The 16,784-nt window shown below is 62.3% G+C and carries 17 protein-coding genes; 9 read left to right on the top strand and 8 right to left on the bottom strand.

What is annotated here, in order from left to right; all coding sequences use genetic code 11:
* Together rpmB and rpmG are read left to right on the top strand one after the other, a co-directional pair.
* Positions 1–180: 50S ribosomal protein L28 (gene rpmB, locus ACESMT_RS04105; protein WP_372825300.1), on the top strand; the 180-nt coding region annotated here is incomplete at its 5' end.
* A gap of 11 nt (positions 181–191) precedes the next feature.
* Entirely contained in the window at positions 192–359 is a 168-nt protein-coding gene (gene rpmG / locus ACESMT_RS04100) for a 50S ribosomal protein L33 (RefSeq protein ID WP_168921250.1), read from the top strand.
* Positions 360–651: 292 nt separating this feature from the next.
* Here rpmG and ACESMT_RS04095 read toward each other — a convergent pair whose 3' ends face one another.
* On the bottom strand, positions 652–1,851 hold the full coding sequence (locus ACESMT_RS04095; RefSeq protein WP_372825299.1) for a fatty acid desaturase: 1,200 nt from the start codon (positions 1,849–1,851) through the stop codon (positions 652–654).
* A 208-nt stretch (positions 1,852–2,059) separates the two neighbouring features.
* Positions 2,060–3,313: an RsmB/NOP family class I SAM-dependent RNA methyltransferase gene (locus ACESMT_RS04090; RefSeq protein WP_372825298.1), complete on the bottom strand. Its 1,254-nt coding sequence runs from the start codon at positions 3,311–3,313 to the stop codon at positions 2,060–2,062.
* Between the two features lie 52 nt (positions 3,314–3,365).
* Here ACESMT_RS04090 and ACESMT_RS04085 point away from each other — a divergent pair, with 52 nt between their 5' ends.
* Together ACESMT_RS04085 and ACESMT_RS04080 are read left to right on the top strand one after the other, a co-directional pair.
* Positions 3,366–3,602, top strand: a complete 237-nt coding sequence (locus tag ACESMT_RS04085) for a DUF1653 domain-containing protein (RefSeq protein ID WP_372825297.1) — start codon at positions 3,366–3,368, stop codon at positions 3,600–3,602.
* A 43-nt stretch (positions 3,603–3,645) separates the two neighbouring features.
* Positions 3,646–5,271: a peptide chain release factor 3 gene (locus tag ACESMT_RS04080; RefSeq protein ID WP_372825296.1), complete on the top strand. Its 1,626-nt coding sequence runs from the start codon at positions 3,646–3,648 to the stop codon at positions 5,269–5,271.
* Positions 5,272–5,490: 219 nt separating this feature from the next.
* On the opposite strand, the gene ACESMT_RS04075 is transcribed toward ACESMT_RS04080, so the two are convergent.
* On the bottom strand, positions 5,491–5,649 hold the full coding sequence (locus ACESMT_RS04075; protein WP_372825295.1) for a hypothetical protein: 159 nt from the start codon (positions 5,647–5,649) through the stop codon (positions 5,491–5,493).
* Between the two features lie 133 nt (positions 5,650–5,782).
* On the opposite strand from ACESMT_RS04075, the gene ACESMT_RS04070 reads away from it, so the two are divergent.
* Positions 5,783–7,588, top strand: a complete 1,806-nt coding sequence (locus tag ACESMT_RS04070; protein ID WP_372825294.1) for a 7TM diverse intracellular signaling domain-containing protein — start codon at positions 5,783–5,785, stop codon at positions 7,586–7,588.
* A gap of 48 nt (positions 7,589–7,636) precedes the next feature.
* On the opposite strand, the gene ACESMT_RS04065 is transcribed toward ACESMT_RS04070, so the two are convergent.
* Complete coding sequence (locus tag ACESMT_RS04065; protein ID WP_372825293.1) at positions 7,637–8,104, bottom strand: Lrp/AsnC family transcriptional regulator; 468 nt, start codon at positions 8,102–8,104, stop codon at positions 7,637–7,639.
* 103 nt (positions 8,105–8,207) lie between these two features.
* Between ACESMT_RS04065 and mdeB the strand changes: the two genes are divergently transcribed.
* Positions 8,208–10,883 carry an alpha-ketoglutarate dehydrogenase gene (mdeB, locus tag ACESMT_RS04060; protein ID WP_372825292.1) on the top strand — a complete coding sequence of 892 codons (2,676 nt, stop codon included), beginning with the start codon at positions 8,208–8,210 and terminating at the stop codon, positions 10,881–10,883.
* Between the two features lie 89 nt (positions 10,884–10,972).
* Here mdeB and ACESMT_RS04055 read toward each other — a convergent pair whose 3' ends face one another.
* The 4 genes from ACESMT_RS04055 to ACESMT_RS04040 form a co-directional block, all read right to left on the bottom strand.
* Entirely contained in the window at positions 10,973–11,527 is a 555-nt protein-coding gene (locus ACESMT_RS04055; protein ID WP_372825291.1) for a fasciclin domain-containing protein, read from the bottom strand.
* A gap of 134 nt (positions 11,528–11,661) precedes the next feature.
* A complete protein-coding gene (gene purN / locus ACESMT_RS04050) occupies positions 11,662–12,255 on the bottom strand; it encodes a phosphoribosylglycinamide formyltransferase (protein WP_372825290.1) in 594 nt (197 codons plus the stop codon).
* 30 nt (positions 12,256–12,285) lie between these two features.
* On the bottom strand, positions 12,286–13,143 hold the full coding sequence (locus tag ACESMT_RS04045; protein WP_372825289.1) for a hypothetical protein: 858 nt from the start codon (positions 13,141–13,143) through the stop codon (positions 12,286–12,288).
* On the bottom strand, positions 13,140–13,472 hold the full coding sequence (locus ACESMT_RS04040) for a hypothetical protein (RefSeq protein ID WP_372825288.1): 333 nt from the start codon (positions 13,470–13,472) through the stop codon (positions 13,140–13,142). Before ACESMT_RS04040 ends, ACESMT_RS04045 begins: the two co-directional genes overlap by 4 nt.
* Positions 13,473–13,627: 155 nt before the next feature.
* Between ACESMT_RS04040 and ACESMT_RS04035 the strand changes: the two genes are divergently transcribed.
* The 3 genes from ACESMT_RS04035 to ACESMT_RS04025 form a co-directional block, all read left to right on the top strand.
* The gene (locus ACESMT_RS04035; RefSeq protein WP_372825287.1) at positions 13,628–14,809 is read left to right on the top strand and encodes an acyl-CoA dehydrogenase family protein; all 1,182 of its coding nucleotides are present in this window, start codon (positions 13,628–13,630) and stop codon (positions 14,807–14,809) included.
* Between the two features lie 12 nt (positions 14,810–14,821).
* Positions 14,822–15,937, top strand: coding sequence for an acyl-CoA dehydrogenase family protein (locus tag ACESMT_RS04030; RefSeq protein WP_372825286.1), 1,116 nt, complete (start codon positions 14,822–14,824; stop codon positions 15,935–15,937).
* Between the two features lie 208 nt (positions 15,938–16,145).
* Positions 16,146–16,784 (top strand): alpha/beta fold hydrolase (locus tag ACESMT_RS04025; RefSeq protein WP_372825285.1); only part of this gene is annotated, 639 nt, incomplete at its 3' end.

Below are 16,784 nucleotides of genomic sequence, written 5' to 3'. Positions count from 1 at the left end.
TCTCACGCCAACAACAAAACCAAACGCCGGTTTTTGCCTAATCTGCAATACCGCCGTTTCTGGGTTGAAACTGAAAACCGCTGGGTGCGCCTGCGCGTGACCAGCGCCGGTTTGCGCCTAGTTGACAAGCTCGGCATCGACGCGGTCTTTGTGGACGTGCGTGCCCGCGGCGGAATCTAAGGAGCATCATCATGGCTAAAGGCGCACGCGAAAAAATCAAGCTGGAATCAACCGCCGGCACGGGTCACTTCTACACGACCACCAAAAACAAGAAGACCACTCCTGACAAGATGCTGATCATGAAATTTGATCCCAAAGTACGCAAACACGTGGAATACAAGGAAATCAAGCTGAAGTAATTCAGCCTGTTTCCAGCGCTGCCTGTCATCGCTTTTGAAAAACCCGCCGGGCTCCGGCGGGTTTTTTTATGCCCGTTCGGTTTTGCGGGCACGCCTTCATCCAGATGGTCGGCCGGGCCGCAGCCCGTCACCTTCGCTGCAACGCAAGCAAGCCGGGAGCCGCACAAGCCCAGACCTGCAAGCGTTGCCGCAGTCGGACTCCCACAAACACCGGACGTGAAAAAAGGCTGCAGCAGCGATCGAGCTGGTGCAGCCTAATTGGGGGTGCCGGCCTGCCGGCAGGCGGGTCAACTCAGGCGCGTGCGGCGCGCAGGTTCATGGAGAAGTCACGCAGGGCAGCGATGCCGCTTTCTTCCGCGCGGCGACACCAGGCCTGGAGGTCGCTGGCAAGCTGCTCGCGCGATGCCGAGGTAGACAGCCACATCTGGCGCAACTCTTCACGCATGGTGACCATTTTGTCGAGCACGGGGTGCTCGGCACGGGCCTGCGCTATCTGGGGTTTGGCAGCGGCAGGGACTTTGTCATCATCGCGATGCAGCCAGCGGTTGGCCACCTTGAGCACCGAAATGTCGGCCTTGCGGGCTTTGAGCGCCTCAATTTCGATCTTGCCGGCACGGCGCAGTTCACGTGCAAAACCGGCCATCACTTCGTAACGATGGGCAATCAGGGCTTCAAGCGTCTTCTCGTCAGCAACCGGCTGGATCGAGCCAAGCTGCAGCTTGGGCGGCACCTTTTTGACGGTAGCCAGGCCGACTTTTTCCATGGCACGGATGTAAACCCAGCCGATGTCGAACTCGTAAGGCTTGACCGAGAACTTGGCCGATGTCGGGTAGGTGTGGTGGTTGTTGTGCAACTCTTCCCCGCCAATCATGATGCCCCAGGGCGAGATGTTGGTGCTGGCGTCAGGCGCCTCGAAGTTGCGGTAGCCCCAGTAGTGGCCAATGCCGTTGATGATGCCGGCCGCCGTCACGGGAATCCAGGCCATCTGCACCGCCCAGACCGCCAGGCCCGCTGCGCCGAACAGGGCCAGGTTGATGATCATCATCAGTCCCACACCCTGCCAGCTGTAGCGGGTGTAGAGATTGCGCTCAATCCAGTCGCGCGGCGTGCCATGGCCAAACTTGACCATGGTTTCCTTGTTTTTGCTTTCAGCACGGTACAGCTCGGCACCTTCCCAGAACACCTTCTTGATGCCGTGGGCCTGCGGGCTGTGCGGGTCGTCAATGGTTTCGCATTTGGCGTGGTGCTTGCGGTGGATAGACACCCACTCCTTGGTGACCTGGCCGGTGCCCAGCCAGAGCCAGAAACGGAAGAAATGCGACGGGATCGCGTGCAGGTCCATGGCGCGATGGGCCTGGTGACGGTGCAGGTAAATTGTCACGCTGGCGATGGTGATGTGGGTCGTCACCAGCGTGTACAAGACGATTTGCCACCAGCTGGCGGCGATCAGTCCATGGGCCAGCCAGTCGAGGGCGGCGTCAAACAAAATCATGGGGGTCCTTTAAACAATCCGCAACCGTTTCACCTGTGTACTTCATACTTTGCATAGGTCAGCGCCGGACAATCCTCTATTGTAGGCGGGCAGCGTCCAATCACCAAACTGGCAGGCCGCAGAAACCTCTGATTTCGGTAAAAGTTCGGTAAACACGCGATTTGCGGGGCAAACGCACGCTATTGATGGCTTTGCACTAAAGCAAAAATCAGGTCTTTTGCCAAACTGCCGCAAAAAATCCGTCTGTGCCATGCAGGTAAGGCCACAGGCGAAGGTAAGGTCCGCTGCACAGCTTGCCCGCGCCTTCTACGCCAAGATGCGTCAGAACGTCAGCCGTTTCAAGGGGGGTAAATTCTTTATTCGCAGCGCTGAAGGCCTCGGCAATCGCCTCATTTTCATCGCGTAGCACGCTGCAGGTGGCATAAACCAACCTCCCGCCGGGTTTGAGCAGGCGGGCAGCGCTTTGCAAAATGGCGGTTTGTTTGGCTGTGAGCTCTTCAATCGCCTTCGGCGTTTGCCGCCATTTCAGGTCCGGATTGCGCCGCAGCGTCCCCAGACCTGAACAGGGCGCATCGATCAGCACACGGTCAATCTTGCCGGCCAGACGCTTGATGCGGTCGTCACGCTCATGGGCGATCGCCACCGGGTGGACATTGGACAGCCCGCTGCGCGCCAGCCGGGGTTTGAGCGCATCGAGCCTGTGGCCCGAGGTGTCGAAGGCGTAAAGCCGCCCGGTATTGCGCATGCTGGCGCCCAACGCCAGGGTTTTACCACCGGCACCGGCACAGAAGTCCACCACCATTTCGCCGCGTTTGGCATCGACCAGCAGGGCCAGCAGTTGCGAGCCCTCGTCCTGCACCTCGATGGCGCCGCGCGTGAAGGCGTCGAGTTTGTTGAGTGCCGGCTTGGTGGTCATCCGCAAGCCCCAGGGGGAAAACGGCGTCGCTACAGTTTTGATAGCTGCCTTCGCAAGCTCCTTCTGGATTTCTGCCCTTTTATCCTTGAGCGTGTTGACGCGCAGATCAAGCCCTGCCGGCGCGTTGAGGCTTTCGACCAGCGGCCAGAAGTCGTCGCCGAGCTGGGCCTTGAGAGGCTCCACCAGCCAGGCCGGCAGGTTATGCCGGTGCAATTCCATCAGGTCCTCAGGTTTGACCTGGTCGCAGCGCGCCAGCCAGTCCTTCTCCTGATCCGTGAGCGCGCCCAGCAGAAAGTCGCGCTCCGCAGCAAAACCCAGGATGGCCAGGCGCCGCTCGGCCGGCCCGCTGCCATGCTGAGCCAGGTAGGTGTAGAGGTTTTTCTTGCGCAGCACGCCGTAAATCGTCTCGGCCACAGTGGCGCGCTCGCGCGGCCCCAGGCGCTGCTCGCGGAAATGGCGCGACACCACCATGTCGGCGGGGTGGTCGAAGCGCAGGACCTGCTTGAGGAGAACGGTACAACTGTCGAGTAAGGCGTTAGGATGCATGCCTCCATTGTCCCACCGCAAGCGCGCAAAGCAGCCCACTCTCTCGATGACCATGTCAGACACCCTTCCTGCACTGATAGAAACCCGGCCCGGCCTGTATCGCCACTACAAGGGTCTGATGTACGAAGTGGTGGGCACAGTGCGCCACAGCGAAAGCCTGGAGCCCATGACCCTGTACCGCGCGCTCTATGGCGAGAAGGGGCTGTGGGTGCGACCGGCGGCCATGTTCAGCGAAGACGTGGTGATCGACGGTGTGCGCCAACCGCGTTTCGCCAGGCAGGAGAGTTAGCTCAGTTAGCTGCTTTGGCGCGCGTCGCCGATAATCGCGGGTTATGTCCGAATCTCCCGCACCCACTGAAATCGAAAAACAGGTCAAGCGCCGCCGCACGTTTGCCATCATTTCCCACCCCGACGCCGGCAAGACCACGCTGACTGAAAAGCTGCTGCTGTTCTCGGGCGCGATCCAGATCGCCGGCAGCGTCAAGGCCCGCAAGGCCGCGCGCCACGCCACCTCCGACTGGATGGAAATCGAAAAGCAGCGCGGCATCTCGGTGGCCTCTTCGGTCATGCAGATGGAATACCGCGACTGCGTGATCAACCTGCTGGACACGCCCGGTCACCAGGACTTCTCCGAAGACACCTACCGCGTGCTCACCGCCGTCGATGCCGCGCTGATGGTGATTGACGCAGCCAATGGCGTCGAACCGCAAACGCGCCGCCTGTTGCAGGTCTGCCGCGCGCGCAACACGCCCATCCTGACCTTCGTCAACAAGATGGACCGCGAGGTGCAGGACCCGATGAGCGTGATGGACGAGATCGAGCAGGAGCTGGGCATGACGGTGGTGCCGTTCACCTGGCCGGTCGGCATGGGCAAGCTGTTCCACGGCGTGTATGACCGGCGCGAAAAACGCATGCGTGTGTTCAGCCCCGGTGAAGACAAGGCCGGTGGCGACGATGAAATTCTGTCGGGCCTGGACAATGCCGAAGCCACCCGGCGTTTCGGTGCCGAGTTCACGCAGGCGCAGGGCGAGCTGGAACTGCTGAATGGTGCCTCGCCCGAATTTGACCGCGCCGCCTTTCTGGCCGGCAAACAAACGCCGATGTTCTTCGGTTCGGCCATCAACAATTTTGGCGTGCAGGAAGTGCTGGACGCGCTGGTGGACCTGGCGCCGGCGCCTGCAGAACGCACCGCCATACAACGCGTCGTTCACCCCGAAGAGAAAAAATTCTCCGGTGTGGTTTTCAAGATCCAGGCCAACATGGACCCGGCGCACCGCGACCGGATTGCTTTCCTGCGCGTGGCCAGCGGCGAATTCACGCGCGGCATGCGGCTCAAGGTCGTGCGCAGCGGCAAGGAGCTGCGGCCCAACACCGTGGTGAGCTTCATGAGCCAGCGCCGCGAGCTGCTGGACACCGCCTTTGCCGGCGATATCATCGGCATTCCCAACCACGGCGTGCTGCAGCTTGGCGACACCTTGACCGAAGGCGAAGCGCTGCAGTTCACCGGCCTGCCGTTTTTTGCACCTGAAATGTTTCGTGCCGTCGAAGTGGCCGACCCACTGCGCAGCAAGCAGCTGCGCGCCGGTCTGACGCAGCTTGGCGAAGAAGGCGCGATCCAGGTCTTCCGCCCGATCGCCGGCTCATTGCTGCTGCTGGGCGCGGTGGGTCAGTTGCAGTTTGAAGTGGTCGCGCATCGGCTGGAGCATGAATACGGCGTCAAAGCGCGCATCATGGGCAGCCAGTTCAACCTGGCACGCTGGGTCACGTCGGACGATCCAAACGAGCTGAAAAAATTCATGGACGCCAACGCACACCGGGTGGCGCTCGACGCCGTGGATGCGCCCACCCTGCTGGTGGACCACAGCGCCACCTTGCGCGCGGTAGAGCAGCAGTGGCCCAAGATCAAGTTCCACGCGCTGCGTGAGCACGCTGGGCTGGTGTTCCAGTCCAAGATTTAATTTCTTAAGCCTTTCAGGCCTTCAGCCCCCGTCGGACGGACGCAAGCAGCTATTGATTCGATAGCTATTGCGGTCTACCCGCGCCTCATTCCATTTCTACTTCAATCCGTTTGTCATTGCGGGCTTGACCCGTAATCCATGCTGCGCCCGCCCGCGCCGGTGGCGCATGCGGCATGGATCCCGGATCAGGTCCGGTACAACAGCACTGTTGAAATGGAATCAGTTGGCTTTGAGAAAATTCTCGACTTCCAGCAGGCTCAGCGCGTTGTCGACGATATTGTGCGGCTCGTCAAAAAGGGAAAGGTCAACACGCAGCACGGGCAAAATCGGGGAGGGGACAGCCGCGGGGCGGGTTCCTGTGAGGCGAAAATCAGGCATGGGTGATCCGTTGCAGAAGGAATACGCATGGTGTTCAATTCATGTGACATCGCGATTACATGGCAGCTACACACGCTGCCGGCACGCGTTTTTACAATATGCTACGGCCATGAGGATATACGGACCAGCAAGCTTGCGCAGTCTTTTTCTGGTGCTGATGTGCCTGGTGCTGCAAACAGGCCACGCGCAGGACTTTGACCGCCTTTGGGGGGACAGCGTTTCCATCGCGCTGGCCGAGCCCTTGCAGTGGGTCGCGGTCCCCAAAAGCAGCGTGACTTCGCCGGAGGCGTTCATCGCGGCCGACCCATGGCCCTTGCAGCCCTACACCAGCACCACGGCGCTTCCGACCTCCGGCACCCAGGACGTCTGGGTGACCTTCTCACTGCCTGCCACGCAGACCCTGCAAACCTGGTTCATCCGGCTGCCGGGGCAGTCGCTGTACAGGGTCAGCCTGTTTTCGCGTGGCCCGCATGGCGAGTGGCTGGTTCAGACCGCCGGTCGCGCGATAGCGCCAGCCGACTGGTCATTGCGCACACGCGTTCCGAGCTTTGAACTGCAGACCCGCAGTGACCGCGTGCAGACCTACTATCTGCACTTCGAGAACAGCCGGGCGCTGACGGGACGTCCCATGCTGCTGTCCCCGGTCGAGTACGTGGACGGCGCGTCACGCGTGGGGGTGGTGATCGGGCTGATGTGGGGCATGTTCACCGTGCTTGCCACGCTGAGCCTGGCCGCCTTTGCGATGGCGCGCACCCGCGTATTTTTGTGGTTTGGCGCTTTGGTGGCAACGCTGATGTTCACCCAGCTGGTACTGATCGGCTACGGCGGCTGGCGAATGTGGCCGAACAGCGCTCAACTCAACCAGGTCATGGGCGGGGTCTCCGCAGCACTGAGCATGGCTGCAGGCGCCTGGTTCTGTGCCCATGCCACTTATGCCCGTAGCAGCCACCCGCACATTTACAAGCTATTAGCCGTCGTCACTGCGAGTAGCCTGATCATGGCCGGGCTCATGGCGATCGGACAGGACTTCATCCCGCGCGATCTGCGCAACCTGTGGCTGGCCACCGCCACCCTGGCTATCCTGAGCAGCTTGGTCTGGATGTCGCTGCGCGGGCAGGCGTGGCACCTGCTGCTGCTGCTGGGTACCGCTCCCATCGCTCTGGCAGCGTTGGCCAGGGTGTTCTATAACGCGGGCTGGTTTTTGAACATCGAAGCTGCACGGGCAGGCGGCGTGCTGTCGGCCATGGTCGGTTTGCTCTGGATCTTCTTCGTGCTCGCCTGGCGCAGCCGCGCGGCGCTGTTTTCCAACCACCGCATCGCTGCCCTTGCCAACTACGACCCGGCCAGCGGTCTGATGCTGCCCCGGGTGATTGAAACCCGGCTGGGCCAAATGCTGCTGCGCGCGCGCCGCAGGCACTCAGAGTGCGGCGTCGTGATGCTGCACTGGCTGGACCAGACCTCCAACCCCGACGAGCTTAACGATCTCAAGCGCAGTCGGGCTCTGTCGCGTATCGGCGAAATCCTGCGCCGCGCGACACGCGACATGGACACGGCGTCTCGTTACGACGAGAACCTGTTCCTCATGCTGATTGAAGGTCCGGTCAACCGCGAAGCTGTCTCCGAGGTCGCCACCAAGGTTCTGGCCGACTGCATACGCCTGTCGGACAAGCTGGACGATGCGAGCGCGTTCAACCTGCACATCGCCCTATGGCATGGCACGCCGGACCAGCAGACCGGCCAGCAGATCATCGACAGCCTCAAGACCCGCTTGCGGCGCATGGTTCCGGGACCGAAACGTTACGTCCAGTTCGTCGATGTTGCCGGCGAGCCAGCGAGCCTCCCGCCGGAAGACGGCTCGCAGCGGGACAACCTGGTGGCGAAGATCAACGCCATCGAGGTTTCGCATCCTGCACTCAGCGACAGACCTCCCAGTGTCTGACGGGCGCCAGCCGCCAGTCGCACGCCCCCTTTGGGCCAGGAAGCGCGTTCACGCAACAGGCAACGGCAAGGCCGTTTTGTAACGGACCTGCTTCAGTGCAAAGCTTGAGCGTATCTTGTCGATGCCAGGAATCGGCGTGAGCTGCTCCAGAATGAATTTTTCCAGTGCGCCCATGTCGGCCACCGCGACGCGGATCAGGTAGTCGCTGTCGCCGGTCATCAAATAACACTCCATTACCTCGTCGTGTTCGGCGATCCGCTGCTCGAACTCGGCCAGCGAGGCCTTGTTCTGCGAGCGCAAGCTGATGGAAATAAACACCGTCAACCCCAGGCCGAGCGCGGCCGCGTTGGCAATCGCCACGTAGCGGTCAATGACCTTCGCAGCCTCCATGGCCTTGACCCGCGCCAGGCAGGGCGACGGGCTCAGATGCACGCGCCTGGCGAGCTCGACATTGGACAGGGCACCGTCGCGTTGCAGCTCGCCCAATATCCGCAAATCCATCGTATCCAGCTTCATAAGTTGATTTTTAGTTAGTTTTTAGACTTTTATGCTGCAATTTATGGATTTTACGCTTCACATTGATATCTCATGTGGGCACAAATTACGTATATTGAGCAGTATGAACGCCCCCCTTCCCCTTCACGCCCTGCAGCCTTCCCCCATCAACGCGGCCGACGCCGACCCGGCGGAAAGTGCCGAGTGGCGCGAGGCCTTTGTTGCGCTGGCTGCTGCGCAGGGTCCGGCGCGCGCCCGTTACCTGCTCGATGAACTGGCGCGGTTGGCCCGTGAGCAGCGCATCGGCTGGAAGCCCGAACTCGCCACGCCCTACGTCAACACCGTGGGCGTCAACGAGCAGCCCGTGTTTCCGGGCGACCTGGCCATGGAAGAACGCCTGGCTTCGCTGATGCGCTGGAATGCGCTGGCCATGGTGGTGCGCGCCAACCAGGCCGAGTCCGGCGGTTCGGCCGAGCTGGGCGGCCACATCGCCAGTTACGCCAGTGCGGCGGACTTGTTCGAGACCGGCTTCAACCATTTTTTCCACGCGCGTGAGGGTCTGGGCGAAGGACAACATCGCGGCGACCTGGTGTTTTTCCAGCCGCACAGCGCGCCGGGTGTTTATGCACGCGCCTTTCTCGAAGGCCGGCTGGCCGAGAAAGATCTTGGTTTTTACCGACAGGAACTGGGCGCTGCGGGACAAGATGCGCAGGGCTTGTCCAGCTACCCGCATCCCTACCTGATGCCGGACTTCTGGCAGTTTCCGACGGGCTCCATGGGGATCGGTCCGATCAGTTCGATTTACCACGCGCGTTTCATGCGTTACCTCACCCATCGCCGCCTGCTCGACTGCGCCGGGCGGAAAGTGTGGGGTGTTTTCGGCGACGGCGAGATGGACGAGCCCGAATCGATGAGCGCGCTGACCCTGGCGGCGCGCGAAGGCCTGGACAACCTGGTCTGGGTCGTCAACTGCAACCTGCAGCGCCTCGACGGGCCGGTGCGCGGCAACGGCCGCATCATCGACGAGCTCGAAAAGCTGTTTGCCGGCGCGGGATGGAACGTCATCAAGCTGGTCTGGGGCAGCGACTGGGACGGCCTGTTTGCGCGCGACCTGACTGGCGCCTTGAGCCAGGCCTTTGCCCACACCGTCGACGGCCAGATGCAGACCTTTGCTGCCAAGGATGGCCGCTTCAACCGCGACAACTTCTTTGGCCAGAACGAAGAACTGGCCCGCCTGGCGCAAGGCATGACGGACGAACAGATCGACCGGCTCAAACGCGGCGGCCATGACCTGGTGAAAATCCACGCGGCCTATGCCGCAGCGGCCAACCATACCGGCCAACCGACGGTGATCCTGGCGCACACCAAAAAAGGCTACGGCATGGGCAGCGCCGGCCAGGGCAAGATGACCACGCATTCGCAGAAAAAATTCGACGAGGCCGACCTGCTGGAATTTCGCAACCGCTTCAACCTGCCGCTGTCGGACGAACAAGCCAGGCAGCTCGCGTTTTACAAACCAGCCGACGACAGCCCCGAGATGCAGTACCTGCACGCGCGGCGTGCGGCGCTGGGCGGCTACCTGCCGCGCCGCGACACCGCCGCCGATGTCATCGCTGTGCCCGTCCTGCCGTCCTACGCCAGCTTCGCACTGGCCGCCTCCGGCAAGGAGATGAGCACCACCATGGCCTTAGTGCGCATGCTGGGCGGCCTGCTGAAAGACGCGGCGCTGGGCCCGCGCATCGTGCCCATCGTCGCCGACGAGGCACGCACCTTTGGCATGGCCAACCTGTTCAAGCAGGTCGGCATTTATTCCAGCGTGGGGCAGAAGTACGCGCCCGAGGACATCGGCTCGGTGCTCAGCTACCGTGAGGCGCTGGACGGCCAGATCCTCGAGGAAGGCATCAGCGAAGCCGGCGCGCTGGCAAGCTGGACGGCAGCCGCCACCAGCTACAGCGTGCACGGCCTGGCCATGCTGCCTTTCTATATTTACTACTCGATGTTCGGCTTCCAGCGCGTGGGCGACCAGATCTGGGCCGCCGCCGACCAGCGCGCACGCGGCTTTTTGCTGGGCGCGACCTCGGGCCGTACCACCCTGGGCGGCGAAGGCCTGCAGCGCCAGGACGGCTCCAGCCACCTGGTGGCCGCCACCATTCCCAATTGCAAGGCTTACGATCCGGCCTTCGCGTGCGAGCTCGCGGTCATCGTCGATCAGGGCGTACGCGAGATGATGGTGGAGCAGCAGGACGTGTTTTATTACGTCACGCTGATGAACGAAAACTACGCTCAACCTGACCTGCGGCCCGGCTCTGAGGCTGACATCCTTCGTGGTTGCTATTTATTTGATAGCTACGCGCGCCGGTCTGACATAGGCCAGAGGCCTAAAAAGCTTGAAAAAATCACACTGATGGGCTCGGGGGCGATCTTGACCGAAGTCATCAAGGCAGCGCAGCAACTGGCCGGCCAGGGGATCGAAGCGACGGTGTACAGCGTCACCAGCTGGAGCGAGCTGGCGCGCGACGGCGCTGCCTGCCAGCGGCGCGCACTCGCGGGTGAACCTCCAACCGACGCCTTCATTGCCGAGCAGCTGAAAACCAGCGATGGTCCCATCGTGGCCGCCACCGACTACGTGCGTGCCGTGCCGGAAAGCATTCGCGCCTTCCTGCCACCCGGACGCGGCTATCTGACGCTGGGCACCGATGGGTTCGGCCGCAGTGATACGCGCGCTGCGCTGCGCGGATTTTTCGGTGTGGACGCGGCCAGCATCGTCAAGGCGGCACTGCACCAGCTGGCGCAGGCTTAAGCGGCGCCCCAACAAACAAAAGCCCCCCACGGCGCAAACCGTGGGGGGCTTTGTATTTCCGGCCTGCCTCCAGGGAGGCATAGCGGAAATTATTTAGGCAACAGCACCTTGTCAACCACGTGAATCACGCCGTTGGACTGATACACGTCGGCAATCGTCACCGTCGCCGAGCCGCCTTTTTCATCCATCACCATCACTTTGCCGCCGGCCGCTTTGGCGGTCAGTGTGCCGCCAGCCACGGTTTTCAGCGTGGCCGTGCCTTTGCCGTCAGCAATGGCTTTGGTGATGGCTGCAGCGTCCATTTTTCCGGCAACAACGTGATAAGTCAGGATGCCTGTCAGCATGCCCTTGTTTTCAGGCTTGAGCAGCGTGTCCACGGTGCCTGCGGGCAATGCTGCAAAAGCGGCGTTGGTCGGAGCAAACACGGTGAAGGGACCGGCACTTTTCAGGCTGTCGACCAGGCCGGCAGCCTTGACGGCGGCGACCAGCGTGGTGTGGTCCTTGGAATTGACGGCGTTGTCAATGATGTCCTTGGAAGCCAGCATGGGCGCGCCGCCCACCATCACCTGGGCGAAGGAAGAAGCCGCAGCCATGGACATGACGACCGCAAGGCCGATGGAAGCCAGTTTGTGTTTCGTTTGCATGTAAATACCCTTTGAAGTTGCGCAATGAGCCGACATCCAGGATGGGACATCAACGACTGTGTTCAATACGGGGGCGTCTGGCGACTGGATTCAACCGTGTACGCGACGCGGGTATCCCTTTGTACGTGCGCCACTCAGGGCTGGCTTTGCAGCCAGGCGCGCACCGCCTGCGGATAGAGCATGTGTTCTTGCACCAGCACGCGCGCGGCCAGCGTATCGGCCGTGTCGCCCGGCAGCACCGGCACGGCCGCCTGTGCCAGGATGGGGCCGTGGTCCAGCTCGGCGGTGACCTGGTGCACCGTGCAACCGGCTTCCAGGCAGCCGGCATTGATGGCGCGCTGGTGGGTGTTGATGCCGGTGAAGGCTGGCAGCAACGAAGGATGGATATTGATCAGGCGCCCGGTGTAGTGGTCAACAAACCCCGGGGTGAGGATGCGCATGAAGCCAGCCAGCACAACGAGGGCTGGCTGGTAGCTGTCAACCTGTTGCATCAGCGCCGCATCAAAGGCTTCGCGCGAGTTAAAGGCGCGGTGGTCCAGCAGCTGCGTAGTCACCCCCAGCGATGTAGCCCGTTGAAGGCCGGCCGCGCCGGGCCGGTTGCTGATCACTGCCACGACGCTGGCGCCAAACTGTTGATGCCAGTCCTGCAACTGCGCGGCCTGAACAATGGACGCCATATTGGAGCCGCTGCCTGAAATCAGGATGACGATGTTTTTGGGGTTGGGCATGCGCGTGGAGAATGCTGTGAATTATCGCGGTCAGGGTCGGGGCAGAGGCCGCCGGGCCAGCGCAAACAGCGCAAGGGACGCCAAGCCCATGCCCGCCAGCCCCCACAGCAGGCCGGTGTAGCCACCGAGCCCGAGAAGGGCCCAGGCCGTGAGGAACGGCGCTGCCGCGCGTGTGCACAACGCGATGCCCGACATGGCACCGCTGATGCGGCCCACGTGTTCGCGGCCGTAGAAGTCCGGCACGATGTTGCTGCGCACGATGGTGATCAGCCCGTTGGCCACGCCGAACAACACCGCAAATGCAACTAGTACCGAGGGCTGGCGGCCCACGGCAAACAAAACCAGTGCCAGCGGAAATAAGGCCAGCACCATGAGCCCAAGCGCACGGTGGTTCAGCGATCGGCCCAACCACAGGAAAGCAAAACGCCCCACCACCTGCGCCGGGCCGAACCAGACCATCACGGCCACCGCCTCGGCCTGCGACAGCCCGCGCGACTCAAACGCCGGCATCAGGTGCGCCCAGATGGTGGACAGCGCAAAGGTGTAGAGGGTAAAGGTGGCGGTCAGCAGCCAGAAGGTCTTGCCCTGCATGGCCTGGCGCAGCGTCGCCTGGTCCTGCGCCACTTCCACCAGCGCGGCACCGGCTGGCGGTGGCATCTTCCATGCGCCGCGCAACACCCAGGCGTGTAGCGGTGCCACCAGAAGCAGGGCCAGCGCCATCACCAGCAGCGCGGGGCGCCAGCCCAGCCGGGCCTGCAGCCAAGCCACCGCCGGAAACGACAGCGTGCTGGCAAAACCGCCGACCAGGGTGATGGTGGTGATGCCCCGGCGGTAATGCTCCGGGAAACGTTTGGTGATCTCCATGAAGGCCGGTTCGTACAGCGTCATGGCCATGGCCAGCCCCAGCATGGCCCAGCAGTATACAGCAACGGCAGGTTGTACGCCTGCGACCAGAGCGCACATCCGGCCGCGCCCAGCAAGGCGCCACCCGTCAGCACCTCGCGCCCGCGCCCGCGATCGATCGCCGCGCCGACCGCATAAGTGGCCAACCCCCAGACCATCAGGCCCACCGTGAATGCCCCCATGATGTCCGGCTGGCTCCAGCCCATGTCGCGCTGCATGGGCAGCACAAACGAGGAGAAGCCGTAATACATGACAGCCCAGACAAGAATCTGGCCAACACTGAGGGCGCTGATGATGGTGCGGTACGAAGGCAAAGTGCGCTGATTATCCGGGGCGCAGCACCCCATCCCTCTGGCCCGGGTTCTGCAAGGCGGAATCGCTCGCTATTTGTCCCAACTGGGACATAAAATTATGAACGACCGTGCTAAAAATGCAGCGGTAACTTGAACCCGACGGAGACCCGCACCTCATGGACTTAGCTTTCACCCCCGAAGAACAGACATTCCGCGAAGACATTCGCGACTGGGTTCATGCCAATCTGCCCGCCGACATTTCACACAAGGTGCACAACGCCCTGCGCCTGAGCCGCGACGACATGCAGCGCTGGGCCAAAATCCTCGGCAAAAAAGGCTGGCTGGGCCATGGCTGGCCCAAAGAGTTTGGTGGTCCAGGCTGGAACGCGGTGCAAAAACATCTGTTTGAAGAAGAATGCGCGCTGGCCGGTGCGCCGCGCGTCGTGCCCTTCGGCCCGGTGATGGTGGCGCCAGTCATCATGGCCTTCGGTACCCCTGAGCAGCAGCAGCGCTTTCTGCCCGGCATCGCCAGCGGCGACGTGTGGTGGAGCCAGGGTTACAGCGAGCCGGGCGCTGGCTCGGACTTGGCGTCGGTCAAATGCCGCGCCGAGCGCGTCGGCGACAAATACATCGTCAACGGCCAGAAAACCTGGACCACGCTGGGCCAGTACGGCGAGTGGATCTTCTGTCTGGTGCGCACCAGCACTGAAGGCAAGCCGCAAACCGGCATTTCCTTTCTGCTGATCGACATGAAGTCGCCCGGCGTGACGGTGCGGCCGATTGTGCTGATGGACGGCGAGGCCGAGGTCAATGAGGTGTGGTTCGACAATGTCGAAGTGCCGGCCAACAATCTGGTGGGTGAAGAAAACAAGGGCTGGACCTACGCCAAACACCTGCTCAGCCATGAACGTACCAACATCGCTGATGTGAACCGGGCCAAGCGCGAACTGGAGCGGCTCAAACGCATCGCCAAAGCCGAAGGTGTCTACGACGATGCGCGTTTCCGCGACGAGATCGCCAAACTGGAAGTTGATGTGGTGGCGCTGGAGATGCTGGTGCTGCGAGTGTTGTCGGCCGAAAAGTCTGGCAAGAACTCGCTGGACATTGCCGGCCTGCTGAAAATCCGCGGCAGCGAAATCCAGCAGCGCTACAGCGAGCTGATGATGCTGGCCGCCGGCCCCTTCAGCCTCCCCTTCATCGAGGAGGCCATGGAAGCCGGCTGGCAGGGCGACTTCCCCGGCGGCCTTCCGGGCGATGCGCCACTGGCCTCGACCTACTTCAACATGCGCAAGACGACAATTTACGGCGGCAGCAACGAAGTGCAGCGCAACATCGTCTCGCAATTCGTGCTCGGTTAAGAAAGACACACCATGGATTTTGATTTCACTGACGACCAGGAACAACTGCGCGATGCAGTGGGCAAGTGGGTTGCGAAGGCTTACGACTTCGAGCGCCGCCGCGGCATCGCCAAAGCCGGCGGTTTCTCGCGTGAGGCCTACGGCCAGCTGGCCGAGCTGGGGCTGAGCGGCCTGTACATCGCCGAAGGCGATGGCGGCATGGGCATGGGGCCCGTCGAGGGCATGGTCGTGATGGAAGAGCTGGGGCGCGGCATCGTGCTTGAGCCGCTGGCGCAAACACTGATCGCCGGCGCCGTGTTGTCCGGCTACGCGTCCGCCGATGCGAAAGCCGCCTGGCTGCCGAAAATCGCAGGTGGCGAAGCACTGGTGGTGCTCGCGTCGCAAGAACGCGCGGCCCGCTACCAACTCGATGTGTGTGAAGCAAAAGCGACTGCAGCCGGCGCCGGATGGACGCTGACAGCTACCAAAAGCATAGTGCCCGCTGGTGACATGGCCGACGCTTTCATCGTGCCGGCGCAGGTGCAGGGCAAGATCGCGCTGTTCCTGGTCGGGCGCACCGCCCAGGGCGTCACCACCCATGGCTACGGCACGCAGGACGGCGGCCGCGCAGCTGACGTGATGCTCAAGGACGCACCAGCCACACTGATCACGCTGGACGGCCTGACGGCGCTGGAGCATGCCACCGACATCGGCATTGCCGCGACCTGCGCCGAAGCCGTCGGCGTGATGGACAAGACACTGGCCATCACCGTCGAATACATGAATGTGCGCAAACAGTTCGGCGTGGTGATCAGCAGCTTCCAGGCGCTGCGGCATCGCGTGGCCGATATGAAGATGCAGCTGGAGCTGGCCCGCTCCATGAGTTATTACGCCTCGCTCAAGCTCAATGCACCGGCAGCCGAACGCCGTGCCGCGATGGCGCGTGCCAAGTACCAGTTGGGCGTCTCCATGCGTTTTGTCGGCCAGCAGGCGGTGCAATTGCATGGCGGCATCGGCGTGACCGACGAATACATCGTCAGTCATTACTTCAAGCGCCTGACGCAGATGGAAATGAGTTTTGGCGATACCTTGCACCATTTGGGCGAGGTTTCGAGCAGGATGCAGGACACGGCCGGCGTATTTGCCTAAAGATGTGGCCCCCACGGTCGCTCACTGCGTGTAGCTCCCTTCCCCCCGAGGCGGCCACTGTGCCTGCGGCACGGCAAAGCCGGTTCCGCGGCCCCTGCTTGTATGGGGAACAGCGCCCACGCTTCCCAATTCCCGTTCGTCCTGAGCTTGTCGAAGGAAGACAGCTTTTAACCGCCAGTCCCTGTTAAAAAACCGTTAGGAGACAAACATGACAACACGCCGCAGCCTCTTCGCCATCGTCGCCAGCAGCCTGCTGCTGGCGGCCTGTGCCACAGCGCCCAGCCTTGAATCGCAGCCACCAATTGTTTTTGTCCACGGCAACGGCGACACCGCCGCGCTCTGGCAGACCACGGTCTGGCGTTTTGAGTCCAACGGCTGGCCGCGCGAGCGCCTGCATGCCATCGACCTGCCCTACCCGCTGGCGCGTGACGATGACGGCAAGGCGCAGCCCGGCCGCACGTCCACCACCGAGCACATGGCTTACCTCAAGGCAGAAGTCGAGAAAGTGCTGAAAGCCACCGGCGCCCGCCAGGTCGTGCTGATCGGCAACTCGCGCGGTGGCAACGCCATCCGCAACTACATCTACAACGGCGGCGGCGCGGCGCGCGTGAGCCACGCCGTCTTGGGCGGCACGTCGAATCACGGCGTCTGGGCCATCAAGGGTTTTAGTGAAGCCAATGAATTTGCCGGCACCGGGCCTTTCCTGATGGCGCTCAATGCGCCAAAGAATGCCGCAGGCGACGAGGTCACCGGCCCGGTCAAATGGCTGACGCTGCGCTCCGACAACAACGACAAGTTCGCCCAGCCCGATGGCTTGTGGATAGGCGCCAGAGGCACGCCGACCAAC

It is taken from the genome of Polaromonas sp., from assembly GCF_041689105.1.
Classification (GTDB): Bacteria; Pseudomonadota; Gammaproteobacteria; order Burkholderiales; family Burkholderiaceae_C; genus Polaromonas.
This window is presented reverse-complemented; position numbering and strand designations above follow the sequence as displayed.